The organism is Methylobacillus gramineus (genome assembly GCF_020532675.1).
Classification (GTDB): Bacteria; Pseudomonadota; Gammaproteobacteria; order Burkholderiales; family Methylophilaceae; genus Methylobacillus; species Methylobacillus gramineus.
In genome coordinates this window covers 1,835,484-1,849,221 of sequence record NZ_JAJAVE010000001.1, presented here as the reverse complement: position 1 = coordinate 1,849,221, position 13,738 = coordinate 1,835,484, and the positions used below count along the sequence as shown (strand labels likewise).

The following is a 13,738-nucleotide window of genomic DNA, read 5'->3' as shown; positions in this document are numbered from 1 at the left end:
CCTGCTTGTTCAGCTTGGCGGATGCAACTCGTCCACAGTGCAATACGACTTGCTGTCAGTCTTCTTCCTCACCCTGATTTACACAGAGTACTTTCATGCAACTTAGCAACCTCAATATATCCACGCGTCTCATTGGGCTGAGCGCACTTTTATTACTCGGCTCGGTGATCCTGGGCATGGTGGGTTGGTTAACCTTGTCCAAAACAAATGCTCTGCTTCAACTCACCATAGCGCAGGCGTCTGTTGCAGAGCATGCGGTGAATACGGCGCGCAAAACTCAGGTGACGTTCAAGATCCAGATACAGGAGTGGAAGAATATTCTGCTGCGCGGTCATGACCCCAAGGCTTTCGATAAATATCGCGATGCATTTATCCAGAGCGGAAAGGGGACACAGGAAGAACTGGGCAGGCTGCAGGTGATTTTTGATCAAATGAATTTGGATACCACGATGGTGAGGGATGCCAGACAGGCATTGTCGCAACTGGAGGTCAATTATCTGGAAGCACTCAAGCAATTTGATCACCATAAACTGGAAAGCACACAGGCTGTGGATGCGCTGGTGAAAGGCATGGATCGTGCACCTACCCAACAGATCGACCAGATTGTGGCATTTGTAGGGGAGCGATCTACCGTAATACGTGAGCAAAACCAGGCCGCAGCGCAACAGCATCATGACCTTGCCGTGGCTACAATATTGCTGGCATTGGCAGTGTTGACGGCATGTGGTGTAAGCCTGACTTACTGGATTATCACGGGTGTCACTCGTCCTCTCAATCGTGCAATTGAGATTGCACAAACGGTGGCGGCAGGGGATCTGACCACGCATATTCAGGCATCATCCCGTGATGAAACGGGACAGTTGCTGCAGGCATTGAAGGAAATGAACGATCGCCTGACCAGCATTGTATCCAAAGTAAGACATGGTACGGATGCGATGGCGACGGGTTCGAGTGAGATTGCCGCGGGTAACCTCGATCTGTCATCGCGCACCGAACAGCAAGCGAGTGCTCTGGAAGAAACTGCCTCATCCATGGAAGAAATTACATCAGCAGTGAGGCAGAATGCGGACAACGCACAGCAGGCAAACCAATTTGTATCCTCGGCTGCAAAGATTGCGCTGCGCGGTGGCGCGGTGGTATCACAAGTGATTTCCACCATGGGTTCTATCAATGAAGCATCCAGGCGGGTGGTGGATATTATTGCCGTGATTGACGGAATTGCTTTCCAGACAAATATCCTGGCCTTGAATGCGGCGGTAGAGGCAGCGCGTGCCGGCGAGCATGGACGTGGCTTTGCGGTGGTTGCATCAGAGGTGCGTGGTCTTGCGCAACGATCGGCAGTGGCTGCGAAGGAGATCAAGGAACTGATCGGGGATTCAGTCGAGCGTGTGAATACTGGCGAGAAGCTGGTGATGGAGGCGGGCACGACGATGCAGGAAATTGTAGATAGCGTTAAACGCGTGACGGACATCATGTCTGAAATTACCACTGCAAGCCATGAGCAAAGCAGTGGCATTGAACAGGTCAATCATGCCATCACGCAAATGGATCAAGTGACACAGCAAAACGCTGCCCTGGTCGAGCAGGCTGCAGCCGCAGCTGCGTCCTTGCAAGAGCAAGCCGATCAACTGGCTCAAACTGTCGCCTGGTTCAAGATAGGAACTTTTCAGAACAATTCATAGTTAAACACACGACTTGACCTGCTTGTCGTGGTCGTATGTAGGTCAGCGCTTTAAGGCGCTGGATTCATGTAACGCAGGTGAATGTGCTCGATTTCTTGCATGATTTCTGAGCTCAGCGGTGTTTGCCATGCCCCGATATTTTCTGTCAGCTGGGGCAGGCTGGTGGCACCAATGATGGTACTGGTGACAAACCAGCGGTGATAGACAAAACCCAGTGCGAGTTCAGTGGGAGTGAGGCCATGCTTGCGGGCGAGTTCTGCGTAGGCGGCACTTGCTGGCGTCACATTGGGTTTGGTATAACGTTGTGCATAGCCTGGGAACAGATTAACCCGACCCTGTGCTTTCGGGTTATCAATGTATTTACCTGTGAGGTGGCCAAAAGCTAATGGAGAGTAGGCGGTCAGGCTGAGCTGTTCACGATAGGCAATCTCGGTCATGCCAAACTCAAATCCACGGTTGAGCAGGCTGTAGCTATTCTGGATCGAGGCAATCCGAGGCAGGTTGTACTGGTTGGACAAGCGGATAAACTCCATCACGCCCCAGGGCTGCTCGTTGGACACGCCGATATAACGTACCTTGCCTTCCTTCACCAGTTCCGCCAGCGTTTCCAGCTGGTTGTGGATAGATACCCATTCCTTTTCCTTGCTGGGATCAAACTGGTATTGACCAAAAATGGGCACATTCCGTTCCGGCCAGTGAATCTGGTAAAGGTCTAGGTAATCGGTTTGCAGACGCTTGAGCGAACCTTCAATCGCTGCCCGTACGTTGGCACGATCAACGGCTTGTGGGCCACCGCGTATCCATTCCATCTTGCGATTGCCGCCAGCGACCTTGCTGGCCAGAATGATCTTGTCACGTGCTTGCTTCTTGAGCCAGCTGCCGATGATGGTCTCAGTGCGCGTGACGGTGTCAGCTTTGGGCGGCACCGGATACATCTCTGCGGTATCGATGAAATTGATGCCCTGTGCGAGCGCATAGTCTAGCTGCTCATGGCCTTCAGCTTCGGTATTCTGGTCACCATAAGTCATGGTGCCGAGGCAGATAGCTGAAACGTTGAGATCAGATTGACCTAGCTTGCGATATTCCATGTGACTTGCCTGAAAATGGGGATAAAAATCAAGTTTACGCGATTTTTAAATGAAAAGTGACACTACTCCAAGCGTGGTATTGTCGCGGCAGGCTCGCATGCGTATGATGAATCCACCTTTACTCAGCGTGTTTTCAGCATGACCTATTGCGTTGCATTACTGCTTGACCAGGGCCTGGTGCTGGCCTCTGATACCAGAACCAATGCTGGCGTGGACCAGGTCGCCATTTTCCCCAAGATGAATGTATTTGAAGTGCCGGGGGAGCGTGTCATTACCTTGATGACAGCAGGTAATCTGGCGATTACGCAGGCCGTCATTAACCGCTTGCGTGAGGCACTTAAACTCAGCGAAGGTATCAACCTGCACAACGTCACCAATATGTTTGATGCTGCCCAATTGGTAGGCGATCAATTGCGTGCAGTATATGAGCAGGACAATGAGCACCTGAAAAACCACAACACGGAATTCAGTGCCAGCATCCTGGTCGGTGGGCAAATCCAGGGTGAGCAGCCGCGTTTATTCTCGGTATATGCAGCGGGTAACTTTATCGAGACTAGCCAGGAAACCCCGTATTTCCAGATTGGCGAAACCAAGTATGGCAAGCCCATCATAGACCGTGTCGTTACCCATGACAGCGATATCATGGAGGCGGTCAAGTGTGTGCTGATTTCATTTGACTCCACCATACGCAGCAATATTTCGGTGGCGGCACCGATAGATTTACTTATTTATCGCACTAACAGTTTCAATGCGGATTGCAAGCAGCGTCTCACTGAGAGTGATCCTTATTACACCACGGTCAGGCAGGGCTGGTCAGACGGTTTGCGGCAAGTATTTGCCGGGCTGCCTAATCCAGACTGGTGTTGATGGCCTCAATTTAAACAGCGTTCAGTTAAATAACGTGGCTTGTAACAACATGCTTGTCATTTCGCTGCATTTGCTTGAAAGTGTTCCAGCCGCTTATCTCTAGTCTTAAACGCTTAGTCTCGTTGCCCATGCATTTTGCCGGGCGTCATCCTGCTTAACTTAAGTATAATGGCAAGGTATTTCCTGCCTGATTTGAAAGCCATTCTTGAGTGATCTAGACCACGTTTTTTCGCCGGAAGGCCCGCTTGCGGAGACCATCCCTGGCTATCGCTCGCGTATCCAGCAGCAGGAAATGGCGCAGGCGATTGCAGATGCCATCAAGCATAATCACCAGCTGGTGGCCGAGGCCGGCACCGGCACCGGCAAGACCTTTGCCTATCTCGTCCCGGCCTTGCTTTCTGGCGGCAAGGTGATTATTTCCACAGGCACCAAGACCTTGCAGGATCAGCTGTTTAACCGCGATTTGCCGGCTGTGCGCGACGCACTCAAGGTACCGGTGACCGTGGCCATGCTCAAGGGCCGTGCCAATTACGTCTGCCATTTTCATTTGCAGCGCGCCATGAATGAAGGCAAGTTTTACTCGCGTGAAGATGCCACCTATGTCCATCAAATCCAGGCCTTTGCCGAAAACAGTGGTACTGGCGACAAGAGTGAGCTGACCTCAGTCCCGGAAAGTGCCACGATCTGGCCAGCCGTTACCTCCACCCGGGATAACTGCATGGGACAGGAGTGCGCTTTCTATAAAGACTGTTTTGTCATGGAAGCCCGCAAACGCGCCCTGGCTGCCGATGTGGTGGTGGTGAATCATCATCTGTTTTTTGCGGATGTCATGCTGCGCGATGAAGGCGTGGCTGAGCTGTTGCCTTCTGCCAATACCGTGATTTTCGATGAGGCGCACCAATTGCCGGAAGTGGCAGGCATGTTCTTTGGGGAGGGGTTTTCTACCAGCCAGTTGATGGAGTTGGCACGCGATGCCCATGCGGAATACATTACCACCATCAAGGATTGCACCGCCTTACCTGAGATGACTGCCGCGCTTGAAAAGGCCGTGCGGGATTTTCGCCTGATCTTTGCTTATGAGAGCGCGCGTTTACCCGTGCAGAAGGTATTGGCATTACGAAATTTTGAGAGTGCCTATGCTCTGATGGAGCAAACCCTGGCAGCGCTTGCTGCTGTACTGGAAACCCAGGCGGCACGTGAGCCTTCGGTGGAAAACTGCTGGCAGCGCGCATTGGCGTTACAGGTGATGCTGCAACGCTGGCAACGCGCTGAAAATGCCAACCTGGTGCGCTGGGTGGAGGTGTTTACCCAGTCCGTACAGCTACACGCCACGCCATTGTCGGTCGCTGAAGGTTTCAGCAAGCAGTTGAATGCCCAGCCACGCTCATGGATATTTACCTCTGCCACACTGGCAGTCAAAAGTGACTTTAGCCATTATCTGGGGCAGATGGGGCTGGAAGCAGCCAAGACCGGGTACTGGAACAGCCCATTTGACTACGCCAGCCAGGGCTTGTTTTATGTGCCGCAAGGCATGCCGGAACCGAACAGCCCGGGTTATGCCTCAGCAGTGGCTGCGATGGCATTGCCTGTGATCAAGGCGAGTCGTGGCCGTGCTTTTGTCTTGTGTACCAGCCTGCGTGCAATGCGAGAGGTGCATGCTTTGCTCAAGGATGCATTTGAAACCGAAGGCCTGGATTATCCGCTGTTGATGCAGGGCGATACGGCACGTAGCGAGCTGTTGGAGCGATTCCGTAAACTGGGCAATGCCGTACTGGTGGGTTCACAAAGTTTCTGGGAAGGTGTGGATGTCCGGGGGGAGGCGCTTTCCGCGGTGATCATCGACAAGCTGCCATTTGCGCCCCCTGACGACCCCGTGCTCTCTGCCCGTATCGACAAGATGAATGCAGAAGGCAAGAATGCGTTTATGGAATATCAGTTGCCGTATGCCGTCATCACCCTCAAGCAGGGAGCGGGCCGCCTGATCAGGGATGAGGCCGATCGCGGTGTACTCATGATTTGTGATCCACGCCTGATCAGCAAGCCTTATGGCCGCCGTATCTGGCAAAGCTTGCCACCCATGCGCCGGACGCGCGAGGTGGCAGATGTAGTAGAATTCTTTGATTCACTCCCCGTTGATCCTGCATGAACATTCTCGCCCTCGATACCTCGACTGAATATCTCTCCCTGGCCTTGCTGCTCGATGGCAAGCTGCACCAACGCGAGATATTGGCCGGGCAAAGCCATTCCCAGCGCATATTGCCTTTGCTGCGTGAGTTGCTGGATGAAGCCGGGATGGAGTTGCGGGATATGGACGGCATTGCCTTTGGTGCCGGACCAGGCTCTTTCACCGGCTTGCGGATAGGCTGTGGCGTAGCGCAGGGGCTGGCGCTTGGCGCGGAATTGCCCGTGATAGGGATCAGTACATTGCTAGCGCTGGCTGAAGATGCCATAGAGGCTGATAAAGTGATCGCATGCCTGGATGCGCGTATGGGCGAGGTGTATCAAGCTGTTTATATCAAACAGGCACATGGATGGCAGGAGGTGATTGCCCCCGGGCTTTACAAGCCAGAAGCCGTACCGGCAGTCGAAGGCAATGGCTGGACTGGGGTAGGGAGTGGCTGGCAGAGCTACGCAAGTGCTTTGCAGCATGGATATGGTGAACAGGTGGCGCATACCGTGCCGGGTGCCTATCCACGCGCAGCCGCGATTGCGGCTCTGGCCTTGCCAGCATTCATGGAGGGTCAGGGGCGGCCTGCAGATGAAGCAGCCCCTGTATATATTCGCAACAAGGTCGCCTTGAAAACCAGTGAGCGCTTAGCCAAGGCAAGCGCAGCATGAACGCTGTGCTCAATGCCCAAGCCAGTTTACGCCCCATGCAGCATCATGATCTGGACGTCATCGCGCGTATAGAACCCACTATCTTTCCTTATCCTTGGACGCGCGGGAATTTCACTGACTCGCTTAACTCGGGTTATAGCTGCTGGGTCTATGAACAAAGTGGCGAGGTTTTTGGTTACGCCGTCCTCATGATGGTGCTGGATGAAGCGCACCTGCTCAATATCAGCATTGCGACTCCCTGGCAGGGCAAAGGGTTTGGCCGTAGCCTCTTGCAGCATATGATGGAGATAGGCCGGCGACATGGCGCACTCAATATGTTTCTTGAAGTCCGCCCTTCCAATCTGTCTGCGATTGCGCTCTATGAAAGCATGGGATTTAATGAAATGGCCATACGCCGCGGTTACTATCCTGCCAAGCAGGGACGCGAAGATGCGGTGCTGATGGGAGCTGCCTTATGACCTTGACCCGTGAAGATATGTTGCGTGAACTGGAACTGCTGCCAGTCTGGCGCTTGCGTGACCAGCCAGCATCATTGGAAGCTAAACTAGGTGGGCCTGATGTTGCTGGAGTACGCCCGCAAGCATTGCAGGGTGCGGCTGCAGAGGAGCAGAGTCATGAGGTCGTGCAGGCAGTGATCGAGGCGAGTACCGAGCCCGAGCCTATATTCAGCGAAGTGGCACACATTGATGAGCCAGCGCTGGCATTGGCTCAAGAGATCGATGCCGCGCTGACAGAGCAATCTGACTATCCTGAAGAAAGCCAGCTCGATTGGTCGGACGCTACGGCGTCTGTCGCAGCGCATATTGAAACGGCAGCGCCAGTGCAGGATAGGCGTGCTGGCATCATGGAGATGAACTGGCAGGCATTGCAGGCGGATGTTGAGGCTTGCAATGCCTGCAGTCTGGAAGCCACTCGCACTCAGACCGTGTTTGGTGTGGGTGATCCTCATGCAGAGTGGCTGTTTATCGGGGAAGCACCTGGGGCAGAAGAAGACAGGCGTGGTGAGCCTTTTGTCGGGCAGGCAGGCAAGCTGCTGGACAATATGTTGGCGGCCATCAAACTCAAGCGTGGCGATAATGTCTATATCGCCAATGTGCTGAAATGCCGTCCGCCCGCCAATCGGGATCCCCAGGGGGAAGAGGTCGTCAAATGTGATCCTTATCTCAAACGCCAGGTGGAGCTGATCAAGCCTAAACTGATTGTGGCCCTCGGTAAGTTCGCTGCTCAGTCATTACTCGTCAGTGAAAGCAGTATTGCGAGCCTGCGCGGCAAGTTGCATGATTTCCATGGGGTACCTGTGATCGTGACCTATCACCCGGCCTACCTCTTGCGCAATCTGCCCGATAAGGCACGGGCCTGGGATGATTTATGTTTTGCGCGTGACACTATGCAGGGCTTGCAATCCGCGGTGTCAGCCTCATCTGTGGAATAGATTTTAGTGTGCTGGATAAACCAGCAGACCTCTTTATTAAAATTACTCGCTAGGAGATAAAACATGCAAAAAATCTGGTTGAAGTTGGCGGCCTTGCTGATGGTCCTGACATTGAGCGGCTGTGGCTATAACACTTTCCAGACGCTGGATGAACAGGTCAATGCGGACTGGTCTGAGGTGTTGAACCAGTATCAACGTCGTGCGGATCTGGTGCCTAACCTGGTCAGTACAGTCAAGGGATATGCTGCGCATGAGAAGGAAGTGCTGACTCAGGTGGCTGATGCCCGCTCTAAAGTGGGCAGCATCCAGGCAACGCCTGAGTTGTTGAATGATGAGCAGGCGTTTGCACGTTTCCAGGCTGCGCAAGGCCAAATGACCTCTGCCTTGTCACGTCTGATGGCGGTGGCAGAAAACTATCCACAACTGAAGGCAGATACCAACTTCCGTGATTTGCAGGCGCAACTTGAAGGCACTGAAAACCGTGTGACCGTGGCGCGTAACCGCTACATCAAGGCAGTGCAAGCCTATAACACGGCAATTCGCCAGTTTCCCAATAACTTGACCGCCAAGATGTTTGACTACAAAACCAAGCCAAACTTCTCAGTGGAAAATGAACGCGAAATTTCCAAGGCACCTGCGGTCAGCTTTGATAAGTAAGCGGAAAGACACACAGGTTTGATTAATACACTTTCCGCGAAAATCATCGCTGGCTTACTGTTGCTGGGTCTGGCGCTTGCCAGCCCGGTGCAGGCAGCAGACGAGGTGGCGATACCCACTCTTCAGCAGCGGGTAACTGACCTCACTCATACGCTTAGTCCTGATCAGCAGGCTGCACTTGAATCCCGACTGGCACAGTTTGAGCAGGAAAAAGGCAGCCAGATTGCGGTGCTGATCGTGCCCACGACACAACCAGAGGTCATTGAGCAATATGCGCTACGGGTGGTGGAAGCCTGGAAGCTGGGGCGTGGCAAGGTGGATGATGGGGTGCTGGTGCTGGTGGCCAAGGATGACAGGAAGATGCGCATCGAGGTGGGGTATGGCCTGGAAGGTGCTGTCCCCGATGTGATTGCCAAACGTATTGTGTCTGACGTCATGGCCCCGGCGTTTCGCCAGGGAGATTTTTATGCGGGCATCAACAATGCAGTCGATTACCTGACGCGTCTGATTTCAGGTGAGGGCTTGCCTGCACCGCCGCCTCGCCAAGGCAGGCAGGGGGCAGGTGGTTTTGGTGAAATGCTGCCTTTGCTGCTGTTTGGTGGACTCGTCCTCGGTGGCGTGTTGCGTGCCATGTTTGGCAATTTCCTCGGTGGTTCCATTAATGCAGGCCTGGTGGGTGCTGCGGTCATGCTGTTTGGTGGCGGCATCCTGTTTGCCATTGTGCTGGCGATAGTCGCGTTCTTTATTACCATGATGGGGGGGCTTGGCATTCCCGGTGGTGGTTTTGGTGGTGGAAGTGGCTGGGGTGGCGGCGGATTTTCTGGCGGCGGCGGTGGCTTTGGAGGAGGAGGCGCCTCGGGCGACTGGTAGATCATGAAGCAGCGACATTTTATCCTGAGATTCTTCAGTCACTTATTCAGCATGCCTTGGCATGTGCGCAGGCATTTTTCCAAATCCGCCTTGCAGCATATCGAACAGGCGATTACGGCCAGCGAACTGACGCACAATGGGGAAATACGCTTTGTGGTCGAAGGTGACCTTCATCCCCTGGCTATCTTGCGTGGAGTGACGCCGCGTCAACGCGCAATCGCGCTATTCTCGCAACTGGGGATTTGGGATACCGAGCAAAATAATGGTGTGCTGATCTATCTGCTCCTGGCGGATCATGATGTCGAGATTCTGGCTGACCGGGGTATCAACCAGCATTTAGGCCCACAAGGCTGGGAATTGATTTGCAAGGCGATGGAAGCCCATTTCAGGCAAGGCAGGTTTGAAGAGGGTGTGATCTACGGCATTACTGAAATTGGCAAGTCATTGCAGCAGCATTTTCCTGCCACTGCAGATGACAGAAACGAATTACCGAATAAACCGATCGTACTTTGATCTGGTGATTGGGGGGAACCATCATAGCCTTGCTAAGGCTCATAGTAATTCGCACTGCCTCGTGGGCAATGTGAATTGAAGATGGACAAGCTAGCCAAGAATCCTGGCTGAGCAGATTTGTGTCAGATCTGCTTATTCAAGATGTTTAGGTGTAATTCAAGACTTCGCCACGCAAGGTATAGCTTGCTACTCGGCATGCTTCCACGATAGGGCGCCACGAGCGACCATATATCTCGCTACAGGGCACATGATCAATATGATGCGTCATATCGGCTGGTTCTGGGGCCATCAATGTATTGGCGGCTTCCAGCTGGGAGAAGATGATCATGACCTGCTCTACAGCAGTAATCGTGCCCAGGTTGTGGATAGGGATGGCGTGCAATGCCATTTCCAGTCGACCTAATTTACTCCGATTAAAATCACGCATGATGCGCGTTTCATTTTTTAGTGGATTACTACGCAACTGTTCGATGTTATGCAGGGTCAGAAAAATATCGTAGGCAATTTTATGCGTCACCGACATCAGGCGTTTGGAGTAACCGCGCTGCTCTGTGCTCCTGCGATTGCTATCGACGTGGTTTTGCCAGGTGGAAATGCCGATGGCGGCGAGGATGGCAATAATTGAGCCGATGGCCTGTACCCAGGCTGCCCATTCAGTATTGGTGAGTTCAGTCATATTTTTACGGATAAAGCATTCTAAAAAGTGATTCATGAAACAAGGGCATGCCCTGCTTTTGCCAATAGGGCTTATTCAATTTCAATCATGCTTGCGCTAGCAAGGTTATAACAGTTTTGCATTATTGTGCAGTGCAGCCGTACAAACAGCGGGAATGGATTTTGCTCCACTTCGCTACAATTTAGTAAAAACCATGACGATATCCTCAGCTTTAACGGCAGCATGACGATATAGTTAATAGGGATTTATTCCAGAGAAAGGCATCAAAATGAAAGCCTTATTCAGAGGTAATGTGATCAGTGGGATGCGGCTGGTAGGCATCTATGAAGATGAGGAAGTGGCCGCCATTGAAACCTATATGGCCGAGCAGTTTGCAGCGGCTGTACCCAATAATGAAAAACAGTTCTATCAGTTCATAGACCTGACCCCTTCCTCGCAGGCAGCCCAGTATGGCAGTATTCCGCCAACATCCCGGACCATCCTGGTTTCCGGTAGCCTGACGCGCGGTATCGTGGCGCGTGGCCCGTTCCCGGCACGTTCTATCGCATTGGGCTACGCAGTCAACCTCAGTTTTGGACATACGGCCAATTATTATGTGGTGGATTTAGAGCCTGAGTTTGCGGAGCTGCGCGACACACTTTACTCGCTGGCAAAGCCGACCTCGGCGGTGGCCTGATTGCTGCTCAGGCTGACGTGAAGCACGTTTCACTATAAAATCCGCAGCATCCCCGATTTTAAAGAACGAACCAGACATGCGTGCATCACAGTTTTTCATAGCAACACAAAAAGAAGCGCCCCAGGAAGCCGAGCTTGCCAGCCACAGACTGATGCTGCGCGCTGGCCTGATCAAGCGCTTGGGCTCTGGCCTCTACACCTGGATGCCACTGGGTCTGCGTGTGCTGCGCAAGGTAGAGGCCATTGTGCGGGAAGAGATGAATCGTGCCGGTGCCCTGGAGCTGCTGATGCCTGCAGTGCAGCCTAAGGAATTGTGGGAAGAAACCGGTCGCTGGGCGGTATTTGGTCCACAGATGCTCAAGATTCGTGATCGCCACGAACGTGATTTCTGTTTCGGCCCTACTCATGAAGAAGTCATCACCGATATTGCACGCCGTGAAATCCGTTCTTACAAACAATTACCACTTAATTTCTATCAGGTCCAGACCAAGTTCCGTGATGAGATCCGCCCGCGTTTCGGCGTGATGCGTGCACGTGAATTCATGATGAAGGATGCTTATTCCTTCCATACCAGCCTGGACTCCCTGGAACAGACTTACCAGACCATGTATCAGGCATACAGCAATGTATTCAACCGTCTGGGCTTGAAATTCCGTGCGGTGCGTGCTGATACTGGCGCCATTGGTGGTGACGGTTCGCATGAGTTCCATGTATTGGCTGACTCTGGCGAAGATGCGCTGGCCTATAGTGAAGATTCTGACTTTGCGGCCAATGTGGAGCTGGCGGAGGCGCTTGCACCTTCACAGGTCCGTGCTGCTGCCGCAGAGACGCTGCGTGAGGTCGATACGCCCAAGCAGACTAGCTGCGAAGATGTCGCAGCCTTGCTGGGCATTACGTTACAGCAAACGGTGAAGTCTATCGCCCTGCTGGCGACCGATGCTGAAGGTGCTACTCAGTTTTACCTGCTGCTGCTGCGTGGTGATCATACGTTGAACGAAATCAAGGCAGGCAAAGTGGCTGGTCTTGAGAACTTCCGCTTTGCCTCCGAGCAGGAAATCCGTGACCATCTGAACTGCCCGCCTGGCTTTATTGGGCCAGTGGCTGTTTCGGGCAAAGTGAAAATCGTCGCTGATCGTGCTGTTGCAGTGATGAGTGATTTTGTCTGTGGTGCCAATAAACCCAAGTTCCATTTGGCTGGGGTCAATTTTGGCCGTGATTTACCTGAACCTGAGGTCGTTGCCGATATCCGCAATGTGGTAGCTGGTGATCCCAGCCCAGACGGCCATGGCGCAATCAGTCTTTGTCGCGGCATTGAAGTCGGGCATATTTTCCAATTGCGCACCAAATATGCCGCCGCTATGGATGCTACCTATCTGGACGAAAACGGTCAGAAGCAAGTGATGGAAATGGGCTGCTACGGTATTGGTGTGTCGCGGATTGTGGGGGCTGCGATTGAGCAAGGCAATGACGAGCGTGGCATCATTTTCCCCAAGGCCATGGCACCTTTTGAAGTGGTGATTGCGCCTATCGGTTTTGACAAGAGTGAAGTCGTGCAGGCTGCTGCACAGTCGCTATATGCTGCGCTGCAAGCAGCGGGTGTGGATGTATTGCTGGATGATAGAGGTGAGCGCCCTGGCGTGATGTTTGCCGATATGGAGCTCATCGGCATTCCACATCGCATCGTGATTGGCGACCGCGGCCTCAAGGATGGGCAGGTGGAATATCAGGCACGTACCGATGCCGCCGCGCAGAATGTAGCACTGGCAGATATTGGCAGTGTGATTCAGCAGGCCTTGCTGTCAGGTCGTTGATGCGTAAAGCGGCCTATTTCCTGGTTGCTGGCTGGCTGCTGTTGAATGCTGGCAGTGTAATCGCTGGTGCACAAAGGGAAGAACCGCTTGCTAACAGTGTCAGGGCGCTCATGCAGCGCTCTATCAGTGATAGTGCCGCACCACGGATGGTGTTTGCCAGTGAGGTCGAGGGCCAGGATTGGCTTAATGCCATGTCGGCCAGACTGGCAAAGCGCATCCCGGATGACAGGTTCCGTGAGGATTTCCTCCGCACGGTCAATTATGAGGCCACGCGTGCAGGCTTGGATACGCAATTGGTATTGGCCCTGATTCAAGTCGAGAGCGCGTTTAATAAATACGCGGTGTCCTCAGTTGGTGCGCGTGGCTATATGCAGGTGATGCCATTCTGGGTCAAAAGCATAGGTGCCACTGAACACAATCTGTTCCATTTGCGCCTTAATCTCCGCTATGGCTGCACCATATTGCGACATTATCTTGATATAGAAAAAGGCGATCTTTATCGCGCGCTGGGCCGCTATAACGGTAGCCTGGGGCAGCCTCAATATCCCAACCTGGTCTTGGGCGCCTGGCGCAAATCCTGGAGTTATCAGCCTCCATTGAGGCCCGTGAGTGAAGCTGCATTGAAATAG

General features: G+C 53.1%; 14 protein-coding genes. 12 read left to right on the top strand and 2 right to left on the bottom strand.

Annotation, left to right across the window (positions count from 1 at the left end):
* Window positions 1-95 precede the first annotated feature (95 nt).
* A complete protein-coding gene (locus LG201_RS14435) occupies window positions 96-1,682 on the top strand; it encodes a methyl-accepting chemotaxis protein (protein ID WP_319006045.1) in 1,587 nt (528 codons plus the stop codon).
* A gap of 50 nt (window positions 1,683-1,732) precedes the next feature.
* Here the strand turns inward: LG201_RS14435 and LG201_RS08615 are convergent, their stop codons facing one another.
* Window positions 1,733-2,770: an NADP(H)-dependent aldo-keto reductase gene (locus LG201_RS08615; protein WP_226771744.1), complete on the bottom strand. Its 1,038-nt coding sequence runs from the start codon at window positions 2,768-2,770 to the stop codon at window positions 1,733-1,735.
* Between the two features lie 138 nt (window positions 2,771-2,908).
* Between LG201_RS08615 and LG201_RS08610 the strand changes: the two genes are divergently transcribed.
* The 8 genes from LG201_RS08610 to LG201_RS08575 all read left to right on the top strand — a co-directional run bounded on the left by LG201_RS08610 (window position 2,909) and on the right by LG201_RS08575 (window position 9,947).
* Complete coding sequence (locus tag LG201_RS08610; RefSeq protein ID WP_226771743.1) at window positions 2,909-3,637, top strand: proteasome-type protease; 729 nt, start codon at window positions 2,909-2,911, stop codon at window positions 3,635-3,637.
* Between the two features lie 205 nt (window positions 3,638-3,842).
* Complete coding sequence (locus LG201_RS08605; RefSeq protein WP_226771742.1) at window positions 3,843-5,783, top strand: ATP-dependent DNA helicase; 1,941 nt, start codon at window positions 3,843-3,845, stop codon at window positions 5,781-5,783.
* Window positions 5,780-6,475 carry a tRNA (adenosine(37)-N6)-threonylcarbamoyltransferase complex dimerization subunit type 1 TsaB gene (gene tsaB, locus LG201_RS08600; protein WP_226771741.1) on the top strand — a complete coding sequence of 232 codons (696 nt, stop codon included), beginning with the start codon at window positions 5,780-5,782 and terminating at the stop codon, window positions 6,473-6,475. The genes LG201_RS08605 and tsaB overlap by 4 nt, the downstream gene beginning before the upstream one ends.
* Window positions 6,472-6,933: a ribosomal protein S18-alanine N-acetyltransferase gene (gene rimI / locus LG201_RS08595; protein WP_226771740.1), complete on the top strand. Its 462-nt coding sequence runs from the start codon at window positions 6,472-6,474 to the stop codon at window positions 6,931-6,933. Before tsaB ends, rimI begins: the two co-directional genes overlap by 4 nt.
* A complete protein-coding gene (locus LG201_RS08590; RefSeq protein WP_319006044.1) occupies window positions 6,930-7,907 on the top strand; it encodes a uracil-DNA glycosylase in 978 nt (325 codons plus the stop codon). The genes rimI and LG201_RS08590 overlap by 4 nt, the downstream gene beginning before the upstream one ends.
* 63 nt (window positions 7,908-7,970) lie before the next feature.
* On the top strand, window positions 7,971-8,564 hold the full coding sequence (locus LG201_RS08585; protein WP_226771739.1) for a LemA family protein: 594 nt from the start codon (window positions 7,971-7,973) through the stop codon (window positions 8,562-8,564).
* An 18-nt stretch (window positions 8,565-8,582) separates the two neighbouring features.
* On the top strand, window positions 8,583-9,434 hold the full coding sequence (locus LG201_RS08580; RefSeq protein WP_226771738.1) for a TPM domain-containing protein: 852 nt from the start codon (window positions 8,583-8,585) through the stop codon (window positions 9,432-9,434).
* A 3-nt stretch (window positions 9,435-9,437) separates the two neighbouring features.
* The gene (locus tag LG201_RS08575) at window positions 9,438-9,947 is read left to right on the top strand and encodes a TPM domain-containing protein (RefSeq protein WP_226771737.1); all 510 of its coding nucleotides are present in this window, start codon (window positions 9,438-9,440) and stop codon (window positions 9,945-9,947) included.
* A 145-nt stretch (window positions 9,948-10,092) separates the two neighbouring features.
* On the opposite strand, the gene LG201_RS08570 is transcribed toward LG201_RS08575, so the two are convergent.
* Complete coding sequence (locus LG201_RS08570) at window positions 10,093-10,659, bottom strand: hypothetical protein (RefSeq protein ID WP_226771736.1); 567 nt, start codon at window positions 10,657-10,659, stop codon at window positions 10,093-10,095.
* Between the two features lie 232 nt (window positions 10,660-10,891).
* On the opposite strand from LG201_RS08570, the gene LG201_RS08565 reads away from it, so the two are divergent.
* From LG201_RS08565 to LG201_RS08555, 3 genes are all read left to right on the top strand, one after another.
* The gene (locus LG201_RS08565; RefSeq protein ID WP_226771735.1) at window positions 10,892-11,299 is read left to right on the top strand and encodes a hypothetical protein; all 408 of its coding nucleotides are present in this window, start codon (window positions 10,892-10,894) and stop codon (window positions 11,297-11,299) included.
* 76 nt (window positions 11,300-11,375) lie between these two features.
* Window positions 11,376-13,109 (top strand): proline--tRNA ligase, encoded by a 1,734-nt coding sequence (locus LG201_RS08560; RefSeq protein WP_226771734.1) that lies wholly within the window; start codon window positions 11,376-11,378, stop codon window positions 13,107-13,109.
* A complete protein-coding gene (locus LG201_RS08555; protein WP_226771733.1) occupies window positions 13,109-13,738 on the top strand; it encodes a lytic transglycosylase domain-containing protein in 630 nt (209 codons plus the stop codon). Before LG201_RS08560 ends, LG201_RS08555 begins: the two co-directional genes overlap by 1 nt.